A 16,213-nucleotide genomic window follows, 5' to 3' on the forward strand; every position below is an offset into this window, starting at 1 on the left:
GAAGGCCTGCTTCTCGGCCGGCTCGAAGGGCAGGCCCATGCACAGGCTGTTCACCAGGGCTTCCAGGGGCGCGGCGCTGGCGGTCTCCCAGTCGATGTCGAGCTCGCGCCGGTTGAGGTAGCGCTTCAGCGCCTGGCCGAATCTCGCGCGGGCGGCCTCGGAGACCTCGACGTCCAGGTCCGGGTCGAGATCGGCGCCGAAGCGCGCATAGCCGGCGCGCACCTGGCGGTACGGCATGCGCAGGTCCAGCTCCTCGCCCGTCTCGAAGCGGCAGACGCCGGTCAGGGTGATCAGGTAGCGGCCGTCCGACGTCTCGGCGTAGCTGGTGATCCGCCCGACGCAGCCGACGTCGGACAGGATCGGGCGCGCGCGCGAGCCGCCTCGGGTCTGGACCATGCCGATGACGCGGTCGCCCGCCATGGCGTCGTCCACCATGTTGAGATAGCGCGGCTCGAAGATCTGCAGCGGCAGCTCGCCGCCGGGCAGCAACAGCGCGCCGTCCAGCGGGAACACCGGGATCAGCTGCGGCAGATCGGCGATCTGGCGGTAGGGCGCCATGGCGGCCGCCTTTCTAGCTGAAGAGGATCGACGAGAGTTTCCGGCGGCCCTGCTTGGCCACCTCGGACACGGGGCCGGCCGCCTCGAAGATGGTCAGGAGCTGCTTGCGGGCGGCCTGATCGTTCCATTCGCGGTCGCGCCGGATGGACTCGATCAGCTGGTCCACGGCCTCCATCATCCGGCCCGAGCCCGCGAGGGCCTTCGCCAGCTCGAGCCGGGCCTCGTGGTCATCCGGGTCGGCGGCGAGGCGCTGCTCGAACTCGGCGGTCTCTGACGGCGCGTCGGCGGCCAGCGCGAGGGCGGCGCGCACGGCGTCGATGTCGGGGTCCTTGGCGTCGGGGGCGGCCAGCTCCAGCACCTCGGCCGCGCGCTCCAGGTCGCCCTGCTGCTGGTAGAGCCGCGCCAGGCCGCCGATCGCCCGGGCGTTGCCGGGATCCATCTGCAGGGCCTGGGCGTAGGCCTGGGCCGCGCCGCCCAGGTCGTTCACCTCCAGGGACTCCCGGGCGAGGTCCAGCAGGGCGTCGATCGGCGAGGCGCCGCCCTGCTTGGCCAGGCGGTCGACGAACGCCTTCACCTGGCTGTCCGGAAGCGCGCCCATGAAGCCGTCCACCGGCCGTCCGTCGACGAAGGCGAAGACCGCTGGGATCGACTGCACGCGCAGCTGGCCCGCGTAGGCGGGGTTCTTGTCGATGTCGATCTTCACCAGCTTCACCGCGCCCTTGGCGGCCGTCACCGCGTTCTCGAGCGCCGGGCCCAGCTGGCGGCACGGACCGCACCACGTCGCCCAGAAGTCGACGATCACGGGCGTCGTCTTCGACGCCTCGACCACGTCGGCCATGAAGCTGGCGTCGGTGGCGTCCTTGATGAGGTCGGCGGGGGCGCCCTTGCCCTGCCCGCCCTGGGTTTCGCCGATGAGGGTCATGCCCGGTCTTCCTTGTCCCTTGGTCGCCACCAAACGTCCTGCGCCCAAGATGGTCGCAAGTTGGCCTCGCCGCTACTCCACCCGGCGCATTGCAACGAAATCCACCACCATGGGGGTCACCCCGATGGCGGAGAGGAAGCGGCGAAGGCCGTCCTGGCTCACCGTGGTGGTGGCGGTGTTCGTCAGCGGATGGAAGTTCACGAGCTCGGCCTCGGCGAGGGTGCGGTCGAGCACGAAGCGGACGCGGTGGTCACGGTCGTTCACCAGGCCGAAGGCGGTGACGGAGCCCGGCGTCACCCCGAGGGTCTCCTCCATCAGCTCGGCGCGGCCGAAGGACATGCGCGCGCCGCCGACCACCGTGTGCAGGCGCTTGAGGTCGATCTCGGCATGGGCCTCGGCCGACACCAGCCAGAGCTGGCCCTTGGCGTCCTTCAGGAAGAGGTTCTTGGTGTGGGCGCCCGCGATCTCCTGCTTGATCTTGCCGCTCTCGCCCACCGAGAAGACGGCCGGGTGGTCGTAGGTGGTGGCGGCCACGCCGATGTCGGCGAGGAAGGCCAGGAGGTCGTCGCGGGTCCGCATGCCCGCCGCCATAGCGAAGCCGGGCGTCGGCGGCCAGCCGCAGCGCGCTGAAGACGGGTCGGCGGCTTCCCGCGCGTCCCGGGACCGGCCTCTGTTTTCATTGCCGTTTTCAGGCCCGCTTCGCCTTCGGCGCGATTCGATTCGTCGGCTGCCCGACGTTAAGATATCTTAACCATTGTGGGAGCCGCGCACGGGCGGCTGTTTAACGGGAAATCAGCTCATGAAGCTCCGGCTGTTCGCCGCGACTGCCGCGGCCGGCTTGGCGATGGCCGCCAGCGCCAACGCCGCCATCACTGTCATCGCGACCGTCGCGGACGACCTGCATGGCGCCACGCTGGCCGGCTACGGCCAGGTCATGCTCGACAACTTCGACGACATCGACGATGCGCGCACGTCCTATGTCGGGAACATCATCGAGTATCCGGGCGAGTTCCAGGACCCGATCGTCACCAGCGCCCCGCCGCCGTACTCGGGCGGCATTCCGATCGGCGGCGCGTCGGTCCCGGTCGACAACACCAACTACGCCTCGGTGCAGGGCGGCACGTCGGCCACCTACACCATGCTGGGCGGCAATACGCTGCGCGGCTTCAGCTTCTACATGGGCTCGCCCGACAGCTACAACAAGGTGACCTTCCACCACCTGGGCGGCGGGTCGACCGTGTTCGAGGGCGACGACATCTGGGGCGGCACGCCGTCGGGCAACGGGGACCGCAGCCAGGGCTTCCGCGTCTACTACGGCTTCGGGAGCACCAAGGTGACCAGCATCACCTTCGAGTCCTCGCAGAACGCCTTCGAGTTCGACGGCCTCGCGGGCGTGGTCCCCGAGCCGACGACCTGGGCCCTGATGATCGGCGGCTTCGGCATGGCCGGCGCCATGATCCGCCGCCGGCGCAGCGCGCTCGCCTAAGCCGCGTCGCAAGCGTCAATGAAGGCCCCGCCTCGCGGCGGGGCCTTTTCGTTTGTGCGCTGGACGTCGCCGCGGGCGTGGCCTTAAGGGTCGCGCGCAAACCCCGCCTGGAGGTCCCGTGACCCAGCCGCCGATGGAACTCGAGTGCTTCCCGACCACCGAGCGGCCGCCCGAGATCGTGCCGGGCCGGCCGCAGCGGGCCTGGATGGACAACTTCCACGCCCGCCATCCCTACCGGTGCCTGCCGCTCAGCATGGCCAACTCGTCGGGCTGGGAGATCCTCTGTCCGGTGGCGTTCACCGCCGAATGGAACGGCGGCCTGATGCAGCAGGACCTGACGCTGCGGCCCGACTACCCGAACCCCGACTTCCACCGCCTGGCCACCAGCCACTTCAGCCACGGCGTCCTGACCCTTCACCCAGGCTACCTGTTCCGCACCCCGCCCGGCTGGTCGATGATGGCCATGGGGCCGCCCAACCACGTCAAGGACGGCATCCAGCCCCTGGCCGGCGTGGTGGAGACCGACTGGCTGCCCTTCCCCTTCACGATGAACTGGATCTTCACGCGCCCCGGCCGGGTGCGGTTCGAGAAGGGCGAGCCGTTCTGCTTCATCACCCTCGTGCAGGACAAGACGCTGCACGAGATCCAGCCGGTGATCCGGCGCATGGATTCCGACCCCGAGCTGCGCCACCAGTACGACGTCTGGGAGAAGCACCGGTCCGAGTTCAACCAGCGCATCTTCCGCGGCGACCCCGAGGCCACCAAGGAGGCCTGGCAGCGCTACTACTTCAAGGGCGAATACCCCGAGGAGGTCGCCGCGCCGCCGGAAGGGCACGTCAACAAGCGCCGGCTGAAGGCGCCGAAGTTCCGCTGACGCGCGACGCGCATCGGGGCCGCATTCGGCCGCTTGCAATGCGAAAAGCCGTCTGCCATAAGGCCGCCTCTCGCATTTGGGGCAGACGATCGCCCCTCGGAGCGCGGGCGTAGCTCAGGGGTAGAGCACAACCTTGCCAAGGTTGGGGTCGGGCGTTCGAATCGCCTCGCCCGCTCCATTTTTCACTCGATCGACAGCATGGCCGACCGGCCATTGTGGCCGGCGCAGGCCCCGCCGCCTGGCGGCGGGGCGTCGTCGGGCGTCAGCCGCCGCGCAGGCCGTCGAGCCAGGCGTAGAACACGTTCTCGCGCCGCTGCGCCGCCTGGACGTCGGTCATCAGGCTGGAGAGGCGGCCCTTGCCGTTGTCGCGCGCGGCGATGACCGACTGGTTGTAGGCGCGGATGTTCGTCGGCCCGGCCGGGACGGGCGGCGGCGGGGGCGCCTTGGCCTGGGCCTGGCCGCGCCCGCGGCCCTGGGCCTGACCGCGTCCGCCGCCGGCGGCCTGGGCCTGCTGCACCGGGGCCGATCCGGGCGGGCCGACGTCGGAGGCGCGCACGTAGCCCGGCGAGCCCGCCACGTCGATCTCCCACCAGCCGCCGTCGGGCTGCGCCGTCTTGGGCTGGATCTGGCGGCCGGCGGGCAGGTTCATCAGCACGTCCGCCGAGGCCACAGGCGCGGCGCGGACCGCCGAGGCCCGAAGCGCCACGAGGTTGGACGGCGGCGCCGCGGGCGGCGGGGCGGCCGCCTGCTGCTGGCCTCCGGCGGGCGCGGCGCCGGCCTTCGGCATGGCGAGCCGGGTGGTGTCGGCCGCGGGGGCGTAGGCCGGCGCCTGGCCGCCCAGCACCTCGGCCTCGGACGCGCCGTCGGTCATGGCGCGGCCCTGGGTGAAGGTCTTGGCCATGCCGGTGTGCTGGTCGACGACGCCGCCGGTCAGGTCGATGTCCTTCTTCAGCGCGGCCACCAGATCGGTCCGCTCGCGGCGGATCGCCTTGCGGTCCTTGTCGTTGGTCGCGCCCGCGAGGCGGGTGTTGATGTCGGTGAGCTGGCGCGCGCGGCAGTCCACCAGGGCCGCGCCGTCGTCGGCGATCTTGCGGCTCACCGTGAGCTGGCGGCCGGCGTCCTGGTCGATGTTGAACGACGCCTTCTTGAGGTCTCCGCCGGCCTCCTGCTCCTTCAGGCGCGCATAGGCGTCGGCGGTGGCGACGATGGCCACCAGGACGGCCAGCGCGGCGTAGGCCTTCATGTTGTCGCCGCCGCCCATGCCGACGTCGCTGATGCCCGGCACCTGCAGGCCCATGGCGCCCGACAGCATGTCCTGGCCGAACAGCATGGCGGGGGCCGGCGCGGGCGCGGCCCCGGACGGCTGGGGCGCCTGCGCGGCCTGCTGCATCGCCAGGCCGCCGACCGCGCCCATGAGGCCGCCCATGCCGCCCATCGCGCTGCCGAAGCCGCCTCCGCCCCGGCCCACGGGGATGCCGCCGCTCATGACGCCCTTGGCGAGGACGACCGCGCCCTGCTTCAGCCCTTCGCCCACGGCCGAGGCCATCTTGGAGCGCTTGAGGTCCTTGTACTCCTTGTCGAGCTTCACCAGCCCGGCGCGCTCGGTTCCGCAGGCGTTGAGCACGCCGTCCTTGCCCTGCGCCAGCACGGGCTGGACGCTCATGCTGAGCAGCGCCGCCGCGCTCACCGAAAGGCGGAACGCCCGCCCGCGAAGCCCTTGCACCATCACCCCGTCCCTCCCGGAGCCCGGCCGGATCCGCGGGGGCGGACGCCGGCTCAGCGCTCCCAAACCCTCTACCGCGCGCCCAGCCGCTGCAGCTCGGCCTGGGCGCCCTCGTCGCCCGCGGCGGCGGCCTTGCGGTACCACTCGACCGCGCGGGCGCGGTTGGCGGGCACGCCCTGGCCGCCCTCGTACATGATCCCCAGGTTGCGCATGGCCGCCGCGCTGCCGCGGTTGGCCGCCTCCTGGAACAGGCGCACCGCCTCGGCCGGGTTGGCCCGGACGCCGGCGCCGCGCGCCGTCAGGCTGCCCAGGCCCAGGTAGCCGCGCGCATCGCCCGCGGCGGCGGCCTTGCGATAGTACTCCGCGGCTCGGCCATAGTCCTGCGGCAGGCCGGCGCCGTTCTCGAGCATGACGGCCAGGCTGGACATCCCCTCGGCGCTGCCCAGCTCGGCCGCGCGCTGGTACCAGGTGGCCGCCTGGACGTCGTCCTTGGCCACGGCCTCGCCGTCCTCGTAGGCGTATCCCAGCCGCACCATGGCGTCCGTGTCGCCCGCCACGGCGGCCCGTTCGTAGAGCGTGAAGGCGCGGCGCACGTCCTTGGGCACGCCCACGCCCTGTTCGTAGAGGTCGCCCAGCTGGGCGATGGAGGGGCCGTCGCCGGCGTTCACCGCCTTCTGGAGCCAGCCCGCCGCCTGGCGAGGATCCTGCGGCGCGCCGCGGCCGCGCAGGTAGGCCTCGGCGAGCATGCCCATGGCGGTGGCCGATCCGCGGTCGGCCGCCCGCTGCAGCGTCTGGAAGCCGGCGCCCTCGTCCTTCGCTGTGCCGAACCCGTTCAGCTGGCAGAGCGCCCAGTTGACCATGCCGCCGGAATGGCCGGCTTCGGCCGACTGGCGGAACCAGCGGGCGGCGGCGCCCACGTCCTTGGGCGCGCCCTTGCCGGTCAGCGACATGACGCCGAGGTTGTACATGGCCGCGCCGTTGCCCTGCTGGGCGGCGGTCGACCAGTCGCGGAAGGCCGTGCGGTAGTCGCCGCGGGCGAAGGCGTCGCGGGCGGCGACCACCAGCTCCTGGCCGGGGGTGGCCGAGCGGGACGCCACCTGGAACGAGCCGGCCGGCAGCTTCTCCAGCGCCCGCATGCGGTTGGATGCGAGCTTGCGGAACGAGCCGGTGATCTCGCCCCGATCCTGGGCCTCCATGTAGGCCTTGAAGTCGGCCGGATCGTCGGAGTCCTTGATCGACTGCCAGAAGACCTGGTCTTTCTCCCACTTGATCTTCGTGAGGTCGGCGGCGGGGGCGGCCGACGCCTGGCGCGCCGGGCCGTTGGGGTCGAAGCTCCAGTGGACGTTCGGCCAGATGCCCTGCAGGTCGGGCGTCTGCTCGCCCTCGGTCATCCGCTCGACCTCGGCCTGCACGTAGCTGGGGAGTTCGCCGACGGTGATGCCCGGCCGCGTGAGGCCCTGGGTCAGGGCGATGGCGAACGGGCTGTTGGCGGCCCCGCCGGCCCCGTCCTGGGCGACCTGTCCGGGCCCGGCCGCCATCAGGGTGACCACCTGGACGCTCGTGGGGCCCGTCTCGCGGGCGAGGCCGCGGGTGTTGCCGCCCAGGCTGCGGGTGGCCGTCGGGTTGTTGCGGCAGGCGTCGAGGATGATCAGGCGCACGGCCTTGGCGCCCATCAGAGACTGGCCCAGCCGCGCCGATTCCACCGAACTGCCGGTCAGCGACGACTTGTTGGTCGAGATCGCGTCCTTGGGCAGCAGGTAGTTCACGCCGTCGATCATGGCGCCGTGACCCGCGTAGTAGACCACCGCGGCCTCGGAGCCCTTGGCCATCTCCTCGAACTCGCCAAGGCCCTCGATGAGCTGGATGCGGTTCGGGTCGGCCAGCACCTTCACCTGGAAGCCGAGCTTCTGCAGGGTGCCCTGGACGAGCTTCGCGTCCTTGGCGGGGTTCGCGAGGCTGGGGACCTTGTCGTACTTCGAGACGCTGACGATCAGGGCGACGCGCTGGGCGGCCCACGCCGTCGGCGCGAGGGCCGCGTTCAGCACCACGGCCACGATCACCGCTCTCCAGCGGCGCTTCGGACGATGCCGATCGGGGGGCGTCGGCGCCCTCAGCATGGACTCAAACCCTCCAGCCGCACGCGCGGCCGACCTCGCCGACGACTCAACATCACCGGGCCGCGGCGATCAAGATGAAGCGGGGCCGCCGCGAGGACGGCCCCCTTCACCTATTCGTGGAAGGTCTGGCCTTGGACGCCGCCCGCGCCGCTATCGCGGCTGCGGGTAGACGATCCGCGGACGCAGGTTGTCGATGACGGCCCGGGCCTCGAACGCTCGCGGGCTGTCCTGCGGCTTGGCTCCGCGGCCCATGAGGACCTCGGCCGACGCCTCGAACCGCTCGACGGTGCGCACGTCCACCCGGTCGGCCCAGAAGGGGTCGCCCCAGAAGGGATCCCACGTGCGCCAGCCGAAGCCGCGCCCGTAGTAGCGCCAGGAGGGCCGCCAGAAGCCGTAGGCGCCGTACCAGGGCCGGTACAGCGGATCGGGCTCGACGTAGGTGCGCACCTTCTTGTCGGTGTCGCGCTCCACGATCTCGAACCAGTCGTAGCCGCTCTGCACGGTCAGCTCGGCGGCGCGGAAGAGCAGGTAGCCCTCGACTGTCTCGCGATCGGTGAGCGAGTTGCCCGAGAAGTTGACGCGGAACCGGTTGGGCTCGATCCGAACCTCGGAGTAGCCTCCCGACGTGGCGTTGCCGCGGACGTTGGGCTGATAGGGCGTGGGCGTCGCGCAGGCCGCCAGTCCCAGCGACAGGGCGATGGCGGCGAGGGCGCTGGATTTCCTGAACATTTCTCTCGTCTCGGACTCGGTCGCCCCTCGAGGGGGATGTAGGAAGCGGAACACTCGGCCGCAATTGTGGTTGCGGCCGCTCAGACGCCCCCGGTGACCACCGCCGCGTAGACCAGCCGTCCCAGGGCGCCGAACAGCAGCACCGCCACGGCCAGGGCCTGGATCATGAAGCCCAGCTCCCGCTTCTTCGGGTCGGCCACATAGCCCAGCTGGTAGACGACGCGCCCGACGATCCACACCAGGCCCACGGCGGCGGCCACGAGGTCGTTCCAGTAGATCGCGAAGAGCCACAGGGGCACGAGAAACAGCGGCAGCCACTCCAGGGTATTGTAGTGCGCCCGAATGGTGCGCTCGAGGACGGGATCGCCGGTCATCGCGGGGGCGGCGATGCCGCTCTTGGCGCGGGCGCGCCCGACCTGCAGGCCCATCCAGAAGTAGACCAGCAGCGCCAGAAGGGTGACGATGGCCACGGGGATGTGCGGTTGCATGGGCTGTCCTCGCTCGATGTGCCGGCGCGTCTCGGACGGCGCACCGTTCATGGCAGAGCTTGGCACGCGCCGGCCCCGGCGGGAACCGCCCGGGACGCGGGGAATTCGTTTGTGGACCGTGCGAACCCGGGAGCACGCCATGGACGTGGACTCCGCCGCCATCCAGGCCATCGACTACGACGCCGTCCGGGCGAAGCTCCTCGTCCGCTTCAGCAGCGGCGAAAGTTATGTCTACGTCGGCGTGCCCTGCGAGGTGCACCGCTCGTTCGTGGACGCGGACTCGAAGGGCCGATTCTTCCAGGCCGAGATCCGCGACCAGTATCCCTACAACCGCCTGAACGCCTGACGCGGGGCTGCGTCAGCCCGCCCGCTTGTCGCGCTTGGCGCCTACCCGCAGTCGCAGCGCGTTGAGCTTGATGAAGCCCGCGGCGTCGCGGTGGTCATAGGCGACTTTGCCTTCCTCGAAGGTGACCAGCTCCTGGTCGTAAAGCGAGTAGGGCGAGGTGCGGCCGATCACGGTGACGTTGCCCTTGTAGAGCTTCACCCGCACCTGGCCCGTGACGTTCTTCTGGCTGTAGTCGATCGCCGCCTGCAGCATCTCGCGCTCGGGGGCGAACCAGAAGCCGTTGTAGATGAGCGACGCGTACTTGGGCATCAGCTCGTCCTTCAGGTGCATGGCCCCGCGGTCCAGGGTGATCGACTCCATGCCCCGGTGCGCGTGGAGCAGGATCGTGCCGCCGGGGGTCTCGTAGACGCCCCGCGACTTCATGCCGACGTAGCGGTTCTCCACGAGGTCGAGGCGGCCCACGCCATTGTCGTGGCCCAGCTGGTTCAGCCGGGTCAGCAGGGCGGCGGGCGAAAGCCGCTCGCCATCGATGGCGACGGGATCGCCGTGCTCGAAGTCCATCGTGAAGACGGTCGGCCGGTCGGGCGCCGCCTCAGGCGCGATCGTGCGCATGTGCACGAACTCGGGCGCCTCGACGGCGGGATCCTCGAGCACCTTACCCTCGGACGAGGAGTGCAGCAGGTTGGCGTCGACGCTGAACGGCGCCTCGCCGCGCTTGTCCTTGGTGATCGGGATCTGGTGCTTCTCGGCGAAGTCGAGCAGGGCCTCGCGGCTCTTGAAGTTCCACTCGCGCCACGGGGCGACCACGTGGATGTCGGGTTCGAGGGCGTAGTAGGCCACCTCGAAGCGCACCTGGTCGTTGCCCTTGCCGGTGGCGCCGTGCGCCACGGCGTCCGCGCCGATGGCCCGGGCGATCTCGATCTGCTTCTTGGCGATCAGCGGCCGGGCGATCGAGGTGCCCAGCAGGTACTGGCCCTCGTAGACCGTGTTGGCGCGGAACATGGGGAAGACGTAGTCGCGGACGAACTCCTCGCGGATGTCCTCCACGAAGGCGTACTCCGGCTTCACGCCCAGCATGATGGCCTTGTCGCGCGCCGGCGCGATCTCCTCGCCCTGGCCGAGGTCGGCCGTGAAGGTCGCCACCTCGGCGCCCAGTTCGGTCTGCAGCCACTTGACGATGGTGGAGCTGTCGAGCCCGCCGGAGTAGGCGAGGACGACCTTCTTGACGGGCTGAGCGGCCATGGGCGGCGGAGGCTTTCGACGAGGGTTGGATCGGTCGCGCGCCTTTAAGGACACGCGGGCGGCGGGTTCAAGGCTTAAGCACGCCTTCGGAGTCCAGCGCCCGCATCGCGCGCCGCAGCCAGACCAGATGGACGAGGGCCATCACGGGGGCGAGCGCGAGGCGCACGAGGAACAAGAGCAGCGGGCCGCCCGTGTCGGGGCCCGGCGCCCGGGCGGCGGCCGAGAGGATCAGGCCGAGCGCCAGCGGGATCCCCACCACGAGCAGGAAGGCCACGGTGCGCGGGGCCCGCCAGACCGTCCGGCCCCGGAGGCTCCATTGCATCGGCACGCGCGCATCCGCCGGGATCACCTTCGCCGCGCGCCGGGTGGCTGAGGCGATGGTCGCCATGACGAAGATCCAGACCGCGTCGCCCACGATCGCGAGGACGTCGAGTTGCATCTCAGACCGTCACCTGGGCGCCCATCTCGACGACGCGGCCCGGCGGGATCTTGTAGAAGTCGGTGGGGTTGGCGGCGTTGCGCATCAGGAAGATGAAGAGCTTGTCCTGCCAAAGCGGCATGCCGGACTGCGCCGATGGGACGACGCTGCGGCGGCCGAGGAAGAATGACGTCGCCATGATGTCGAACTTCAGGCCCTGCTTGCGGCAGAGGCCGAGGGCCTTGGGCACGTTCGGCTGCTCCATGAAGCCGTAGGCGATCACCAGCTTCTTGAAGTCGTCGTTGATGGGCTCGATGCGGATGCGGTTCTCGTCCGACACGCGCGGCGTCTCGGCCGTGTGGATGGTCAGGATGATGTTCTTCTCGTGCAGCACCTTGTTGTGCTTGAGGTTGTGCATCAGCGCGACCGGGGCGGTGTCGGGGTCCGACGTCAGGAAGATGGCGGTGCCCGGCGCCCTGTGCGGCGCCCGCACCTTCAGGATGTCGGCCAGCTCGGCCAGGGGCACGCTGTCGCGCCGGCTCTTCTCGGCGAGCAGGGCGGCCCCGCGCGTCCAGGTCCACATGATGACCATCAGCGCCGCGCCCAGCGCCAGCGGCAGCCACGCCCCGTCGAAGAACTTCAGCAGGTTCGAGGTGATGAACACCACGTCGATCAGGCCGAAGACGAGCGAGGCGCCCGCGGCCTGCCAGACCGGCCGCTTCCACATGTAGCGGACGATGTAGAAGAACAGCAGCGTGTCCACGAACATCGAGCCGGTGACGGCGATCCCGTAGGCCGAGGCCAGGCTGGAGGAGTCGCGGAACATCGCGATCAGCACCAGCACCCCCACCATCAGGAAGGTGTTCACCTGGGGCACGTAGATCTGGCCCGCCTGGGTCTCGGACGTGCGCCGGATGTCGATGCGCGGGAAGAGGCCCAGCGACACCGCCTGCTGCGTCATGGAGAACGCCCCGGTGATCACCGCCTGGCTGGCGATGATGGCCGCCAGCGTCGCCAGCGCCAGCACCGGCCAGTAGGCCGCCTGCGGGATCATCTCGAAGAAGGGGTTCGCCCGCGCCGAGGGGTCCGACAGCACCAGCGCCCCCTGGCCGAAGTAGTTGAGCACCAGCGCCGGCAGGCACAGGCCCAGCCAGGCCGCCTGGATCGGGCGTTTCCCGAAGTGGCCCATGTCGGCGTAGAGCGCCTCGGCGCCGGTGACCGCCAGGAAGACGCTGCCCAGGATGACGAAGCCCAGGAAGCCGTTGTCGACCAGGAACAGCACCCCGTAGTGCGGCGACAGCGCCCGCAGGATCGAGAAGTCGTCCGAAATGTGCAGCAGGCCGAGTCCGCCCAGGGTCAGGAACCAGAGCGCGGTGATCGGCCCGAAGAACTTCGCCATGCTGGCGGTGCCGCGGGACTGCACGAGGAACAGGGCGACCAGGATGACCGCCGCCACCATCTGGACCGTGCCCTGGTCGAGGCGCGAGCCGATCCCGGGCGCGAGCTTCAGGCCCTCGACGGCGCCCATCACCGACACCGCCGGCGTGATGATCCCGTCGCCGTAGAACAGCGCCGCCCCGGCCATCCCCAGCACGAAGATGATCAGCGAGCGCCGGCCGGGACTGACCCGCTGGGCCAGCGCCATGAGCGCGAGCGTGCCGCCCTCGCCCTTGTTGTCGGCGCGCATGAGGAAGACGACGTACTTGATCGTCACGATCAGGATCAGCGCCCAGGTGATCAGCGACACGACGCCGAGCACGGCCATCTCGCCGCCGCCCCCGCCGCGCGCGTGCCCCAGCGCCTCGCGCATGGCGTAGAGCGGGCTGGTCCCGATGTCGCCGAACACCACCCCGATGGATCCGAGCGCAAGCGCCCAGAAGCCTTCCTTGTGCTGGGAATGCCCGTTGGGTTGCGACGAGTCTTCGGACGCCCTGTCGGCGTCGACGGCCTTTTCAGCCATCCAATATCTCCGGGAGGCCTCGTGAGGCTCCCAAGGCGGCCCTATGCCGTCGCGGCGGGCGCGAATACACCCAAACGAGACGCCGTTCAATCGCAGCCAGCGGCCGCCGGCTGAGAGGGTGGGGGCGCTGCCTCAAACCCTGTCATCCCGGTTTCGCCGCAGAAGGGGCGGCGGCGGTGGCGGGCCGTCTCGGCCATCGGGCGCGTATGGGTCCCGGTCTTCCGCTTTCGCGGAAACCGGGATGACAGCGGAGAGGGAGGGAGTTCGTAGGGGGCCAGGTTCAACCCTAAGCTTCCGACCGTCCCGGCGAATGCCGGGACCCAGATCCATGGGCGGGGTGGTGGTGGGAAGGGCTTCGAGCCTGCGGAACCCGCTTTCCAGCCATCCCATCTGGATCCCGGCATTCGCCGGGATGGTCGGGTGTTGGGTGGGGGTGCTGCCTCAAACCCTGTCATCCCGGTTTCGCCGCAGGCGAAGACCGGGATCCATAGACTCCGTGGGTCCGGAGGGGTTGCGGCGGTGGCGGTGGCGGGCCGCCACGACCATCGGGCGCGTATGGGTCCCGGTTTTCCGCTTTGCGGAAACCGGGATGACAGCTGAGAGGGAGGCGGGGCGGTTCCCACTTGCCGGGACGCGCTTTAGGTTCGCGGCGATGGATCGGAAACTGGCGCTGGTGACGGGCGCATCGGCGGGGATCGGGGCGGCGTTCGCGCGGGTGCTGGCCCGCCAGGGCTACGACCTGGCGCTGACGGCGCGGCGCGCCGAGCGGCTGGAGGCCCTGGCGGCGGAGGTGCGCGAGCGCCACGGCGTGGGGGCGCTGACGATCGCCGCGGACCTGGCCGATCCCGCGGCGCCGGGGTTGATCCTGGAGCGCCTGGGCGCGCAGGGGCGGCAGGTGGACGCGCTGATCAACAACGCGGGCTACGGCCTGCCCGGAACCTTCGCCGAGACCGGCTGGGACGACCAGGCGGCCTTCGTCCAGGTGATGGTGACCGCGCCGTGCGAGCTGGCGCACCGGGTGATGGGCGGCATGGCCGAGCGCCGCTTCGGCCGCATCGTCAACGTCGCCTCGCTGGCGGGGCTGCTGCCCGCGGCGGCGGGGCACACGCTGTACGCCGCCTCGAAGGCCTTCCTGGTCCGCTTCTCCCAGAGCCTGCACCTCGAGGGGCGGGCGAACGGCGTGCACGTGACGGCGCTGTGCCCCGGCTTCACCTACTCCGAGTTCCACGACGTGAACGGCACCCGGGCGCTGGCCGACGCCTCGACGCCGCGCTGGCTCTGGATGGACGCCGGGCCGGTGGTCGACGCGGGCTGGCGGGCGGTGGAGGCGAACCGGCCGGTCTGCGTGCCCGGCGGCGTGAACAAGGCCATCGCGGCGTTCGCCAGGGCGCTGCCCGAGGACTGGGCCCTGGCGCTGATGGCCAGCCAGGGCGGGCGGCTGCGGAAGACGTAGGGGGGGCTGCGATCCTAAGCGGCTGTCATCCCGGTTTCGCCGGAGGCGAAGACCGGGACCCATAGACGCCGTGGTTCCGGAGGGGGCGCGGGGGTGGCGGCTGCGGGCCGCCCCCACAATCGGGCGCGTATGGGTCCCGGTGTTCCGCTTTGCGGAAACCGGGATGACAGCTGAAAGGTTGGGGGACGCTTTCCGTACGGGCGCCGGAGGCGGCCGTCCGTGGGTTCCGGGGTTCCCCCTAATACGGGTTGGCGACGCCGGGGCGGATGAAGCCGATGGTGCTTTCGGCGAAGCCGGCGAGGATGAACTGGACGGCCAGGGCGCAGAGGATCAGGCCCAGGACGCGCACCACGATGGTCAGGCCGATGCGGCCCAGGATGCGGGTGATGATCGGCGTGGCCAGGAAGGCGAGGAGCGTGGCCAGCGCCACGGCGGCGATCACGCCCACGCCGACGGCCGCGCCCGCCATGCCGAACGCGCGCGCCTGGCTGGCGTAGATCACCACGCTGGAGATCGCGCCCGGCCCGATCAGGAGCGGCATGGCGAACGGGACGATCATCCGCTCGAAGCGCTTGCGCACATAGGCGCGGCCCGTCCCGGCCGGCGCGTCGGCGGCCTCGCTGAAGGTGGCGGTGAAGTCGTCGCGGGCCATCTCCAGGCCCAGCAGGAACAGGATCACCCCGCCCGCGATCCGGAACGCCGGCAGCGAGATGCCGAAGAACTCCAGCAGCGACAGGCCGGTGAAGTAGAAGAAGGTGAGGAAGCCCAGGACGAACAGGGCGATGTAGAGCGCGATCCAGGCCCGGTCGCGCGACTTCACGCCCGCCGTCGCGGCCGCGAACAGCGGCACGTTGCCCACCGGGTCGATCAGCGCGAACAGCGCCACGAAGAAGTTGACCGCGAACTCGGCCTGGCTCATTCCAGGGTCTTAGCCCAAATCGCCACCCGCCCCAACGGAGCCACGCCATGGCCGCCGCCGCGCTCGCGCAAGCCGACACCAAGGCCGACCCGCGCCTGATCATCCCGCTGGACCTGCCCAGCGTGGGCGAGGCGCGCGCGATGGTCGAGACCCTGGGGGACGCGGTGGGCTTCTACAAGGTGGGCCTGGAGCTGTTCGCGGGCGGCGAGGGGATGACGCTGGCGCGCGAGCTGAAGGCGGCCGGCAAGCAGGTGTTCCTGGACTGGAAGCTGCACGACATCGGCACGACGGTGCAGCGGGCCGCCGCCGTGCTGGCCGGCTCGGGCTGCGACTTCCTGACCGTCCACGGCGAGCCGCAGGTGATGGCCAGCGCCGTGCGCGGCCGCGGGACCTCGGGGCTGAAGATCCTGGCGGTGACGGTGCTGACCAGCCTCACGGACGAGGACCTGATCGAGACCGGCTACCACGAGACCGCCCGCGCCCTGGTGGAGCGGCGCATCCACCAGGCGATCGCCGCCGGCTGCGACGGCGTGATCGCCAGCCCCCACGAGGCCGCGCTGGCCCGCGCCCTGGGCGGCCGGGACTTCCTGGTGGTGACCCCCGGCGTGCGCCCCGACTGGGCGGCGAAGAACGACCAGGCCCGCGCCGCGACCCCGGCCGACGCGCTGCGCGCCGGCGCCAGCCACATCGTCTGCGGCCGCCCCATCACCGCGGCCAACGACCCGCATGCGGCGGCGCGGCGGGTGGCGGGGGAGATGGCGGGGGTTTAGGGGGGTGGGGGCGATCCGGGCTAGACCTAGAGCCTTACTCCCCAAACGAGCAATACTAGGCCTGCGATCATCCAGAGGACTGCGCCCGAGATCGCATACATCGAGATGTAAGACCAAAATCCCACCGGCTCAGACGTTCGATCGACCACCCTATATCTTCCGCGAAGCATACCGGTCCTTAGACCGACGACCACCTGGAATGTTGAGA

At 70.8% G+C, this 16,213-nt stretch carries 16 protein-coding genes and 1 tRNA gene; 6 read left to right on the top strand and 11 right to left on the bottom strand.

Features of this window, described 5'->3' with window-relative positions; genetic code table 11:
- The 3 genes from JNK30_RS11470 to JNK30_RS11480 form a co-directional block, all read right to left on the bottom strand.
- Positions 1-558: LON peptidase substrate-binding domain-containing protein (locus tag JNK30_RS11470; RefSeq protein WP_293482374.1), on the bottom strand; the 558-nt coding region annotated here is incomplete at its 3' end.
- A 13-nt stretch (positions 559-571) separates the two neighbouring features.
- Positions 572-1,480: a co-chaperone YbbN gene (locus JNK30_RS11475; RefSeq protein WP_293482375.1), complete on the bottom strand. Its 909-nt coding sequence runs from the start codon at positions 1,478-1,480 to the stop codon at positions 572-574.
- 72 nt (positions 1,481-1,552) lie between these two features.
- Positions 1,553-2,059: a prolyl-tRNA synthetase associated domain-containing protein gene (locus JNK30_RS11480; protein WP_293482376.1), complete on the bottom strand. Its 507-nt coding sequence runs from the start codon at positions 2,057-2,059 to the stop codon at positions 1,553-1,555.
- Between the two features lie 220 nt (positions 2,060-2,279).
- On the opposite strand from JNK30_RS11480, the gene JNK30_RS11485 reads away from it, so the two are divergent.
- The 3 genes from JNK30_RS11485 (at position 2,280) to JNK30_RS11495 (ending at position 4,018) form a co-directional block, all read left to right on the top strand.
- Complete coding sequence (locus JNK30_RS11485; RefSeq protein ID WP_293482377.1) at positions 2,280-2,966, top strand: PEPxxWA-CTERM sorting domain-containing protein; 687 nt, start codon at positions 2,280-2,282, stop codon at positions 2,964-2,966.
- Between the two features lie 133 nt (positions 2,967-3,099).
- Positions 3,100-3,840 carry a DUF6065 family protein gene (locus JNK30_RS11490; RefSeq protein WP_293482389.1) on the top strand — a complete coding sequence of 247 codons (741 nt, stop codon included), beginning with the start codon at positions 3,100-3,102 and terminating at the stop codon, positions 3,838-3,840.
- A 103-nt stretch (positions 3,841-3,943) separates the two neighbouring features.
- Positions 3,944-4,018: transfer RNA gene (locus JNK30_RS11495), tRNA-Gly, on the top strand.
- Between the two features lie 84 nt (positions 4,019-4,102).
- Here JNK30_RS11495 and JNK30_RS11500 read toward each other — a convergent pair.
- From JNK30_RS11500 to JNK30_RS11515, 4 genes are all read right to left on the bottom strand, one after another.
- Entirely contained in the window at positions 4,103-5,566 is a 1,464-nt protein-coding gene (locus tag JNK30_RS11500; RefSeq protein ID WP_293482378.1) for an SH3 domain-containing protein, read from the bottom strand.
- 68 nt (positions 5,567-5,634) lie between these two features.
- The gene (locus tag JNK30_RS11505; RefSeq protein WP_293482379.1) at positions 5,635-7,680 is read right to left on the bottom strand and encodes a caspase family protein; all 2,046 of its coding nucleotides are present in this window, start codon (positions 7,678-7,680) and stop codon (positions 5,635-5,637) included.
- 150 nt (positions 7,681-7,830) lie between these two features.
- Positions 7,831-8,409 (bottom strand): hypothetical protein, encoded by a 579-nt coding sequence (locus JNK30_RS11510; protein WP_293482380.1) that lies wholly within the window; start codon positions 8,407-8,409, stop codon positions 7,831-7,833.
- An 80-nt stretch (positions 8,410-8,489) separates the two neighbouring features.
- Positions 8,490-8,897: an MAPEG family protein gene (locus tag JNK30_RS11515; RefSeq protein ID WP_293482381.1), complete on the bottom strand. Its 408-nt coding sequence runs from the start codon at positions 8,895-8,897 to the stop codon at positions 8,490-8,492.
- A gap of 139 nt (positions 8,898-9,036) precedes the next feature.
- Here JNK30_RS11515 and JNK30_RS11520 point away from each other — a divergent pair, with 139 nt between their 5' ends.
- Positions 9,037-9,243, top strand: a complete 207-nt coding sequence (locus tag JNK30_RS11520; RefSeq protein WP_293482382.1) for a KTSC domain-containing protein — start codon at positions 9,037-9,039, stop codon at positions 9,241-9,243.
- 12 nt (positions 9,244-9,255) lie between these two features.
- On the opposite strand, the gene JNK30_RS11525 is transcribed toward JNK30_RS11520, so the two are convergent.
- The 3 genes from JNK30_RS11525 to JNK30_RS11535 all read right to left on the bottom strand — a co-directional run bounded on the left by JNK30_RS11525 (position 9,256) and on the right by JNK30_RS11535 (position 12,863).
- Positions 9,256-10,485, bottom strand: coding sequence for an argininosuccinate synthase (locus tag JNK30_RS11525; protein WP_293482383.1), 1,230 nt, complete (start codon positions 10,483-10,485; stop codon positions 9,256-9,258).
- Between the two features lie 67 nt (positions 10,486-10,552).
- Positions 10,553-10,924 carry a hypothetical protein gene (locus JNK30_RS11530; RefSeq protein ID WP_293482384.1) on the bottom strand — a complete coding sequence of 124 codons (372 nt, stop codon included), beginning with the start codon at positions 10,922-10,924 and terminating at the stop codon, positions 10,553-10,555.
- Position 10,925: 1 nt separating this feature from the next.
- Entirely contained in the window at positions 10,926-12,863 is a 1,938-nt protein-coding gene (locus tag JNK30_RS11535; RefSeq protein WP_293482385.1) for a potassium transporter Kup, read from the bottom strand.
- 652 nt (positions 12,864-13,515) lie between these two features.
- Between JNK30_RS11535 and JNK30_RS11540 the strand changes: the two genes are divergently transcribed.
- A complete protein-coding gene (locus tag JNK30_RS11540; RefSeq protein WP_293482386.1) occupies positions 13,516-14,316 on the top strand; it encodes an SDR family oxidoreductase in 801 nt (266 codons plus the stop codon).
- A gap of 238 nt (positions 14,317-14,554) precedes the next feature.
- Here JNK30_RS11540 and JNK30_RS11545 read toward each other — a convergent pair whose 3' ends face one another.
- On the bottom strand, positions 14,555-15,235 hold the full coding sequence (locus JNK30_RS11545; RefSeq protein ID WP_293482387.1) for a MarC family protein: 681 nt from the start codon (positions 15,233-15,235) through the stop codon (positions 14,555-14,557).
- Between the two features lie 47 nt (positions 15,236-15,282).
- Between JNK30_RS11545 and pyrF the strand changes: the two genes are divergently transcribed.
- A complete protein-coding gene (gene pyrF / locus JNK30_RS11550; RefSeq protein ID WP_293482388.1) occupies positions 15,283-16,005 on the top strand; it encodes an orotidine-5'-phosphate decarboxylase in 723 nt (240 codons plus the stop codon).
- The last annotated feature ends 208 nt before the right edge of the window (positions 16,006-16,213 follow it).

The organism is Phenylobacterium sp. (assembly GCF_016793225.1).
In the GTDB taxonomy this organism is placed as follows: domain Bacteria; phylum Pseudomonadota; class Alphaproteobacteria; order Caulobacterales; family Caulobacteraceae; genus Phenylobacterium.

Coding starts and splice junctions, on each gene's coding strand:
- JNK30_RS11480 (WP_293482376.1), bottom strand. CDS start 2,059: ATGCGGACCCGCGACGACCTCCTGGCCTTCCTCGCCGACATCGGCGTG.
- JNK30_RS11520 (WP_293482382.1), top strand. CDS start 9,037: ATGGACGTGGACTCCGCCGCCATCCAGGCCATCGACTACGACGCCGTC.
- JNK30_RS11535 (WP_293482385.1), bottom strand. CDS start 12,863: ATGGCTGAAAAGGCCGTCGACGCCGACAGGGCGTCCGAAGACTCGTCG.
- JNK30_RS11515 (WP_293482381.1), bottom strand. CDS start 8,897: ATGCAACCGCACATCCCCGTGGCCATCGTCACCCTTCTGGCGCTGCTG.
- JNK30_RS11500 (WP_293482378.1), bottom strand. CDS start 5,566: ATGGTGCAAGGGCTTCGCGGGCGGGCGTTCCGCCTTTCGGTGAGCGCG.
- JNK30_RS11540 (WP_293482386.1), top strand. CDS start 13,516: ATGGATCGGAAACTGGCGCTGGTGACGGGCGCATCGGCGGGGATCGGG.
- JNK30_RS11475 (WP_293482375.1), bottom strand. CDS start 1,480: ATGACCCTCATCGGCGAAACCCAGGGCGGGCAGGGCAAGGGCGCCCCC.
- JNK30_RS11530 (WP_293482384.1), bottom strand. CDS start 10,924: ATGCAACTCGACGTCCTCGCGATCGTGGGCGACGCGGTCTGGATCTTC.
- JNK30_RS11510 (WP_293482380.1), bottom strand. CDS start 8,409: ATGTTCAGGAAATCCAGCGCCCTCGCCGCCATCGCCCTGTCGCTGGGA.
- JNK30_RS11505 (WP_293482379.1), bottom strand. CDS start 7,680: ATGCTGAGGGCGCCGACGCCCCCCGATCGGCATCGTCCGAAGCGCCGC.
- JNK30_RS11485 (WP_293482377.1), top strand. CDS start 2,280: ATGAAGCTCCGGCTGTTCGCCGCGACTGCCGCGGCCGGCTTGGCGATG.
- JNK30_RS11525 (WP_293482383.1), bottom strand. CDS start 10,485: ATGGCCGCTCAGCCCGTCAAGAAGGTCGTCCTCGCCTACTCCGGCGGG.
- pyrF (WP_293482388.1), top strand. CDS start 15,283: ATGGCCGCCGCCGCGCTCGCGCAAGCCGACACCAAGGCCGACCCGCGC.
- JNK30_RS11490 (WP_293482389.1), top strand. CDS start 3,100: ATGGAACTCGAGTGCTTCCCGACCACCGAGCGGCCGCCCGAGATCGTG.
- JNK30_RS11545 (WP_293482387.1), bottom strand. CDS start 15,235: ATGAGCCAGGCCGAGTTCGCGGTCAACTTCTTCGTGGCGCTGTTCGCG.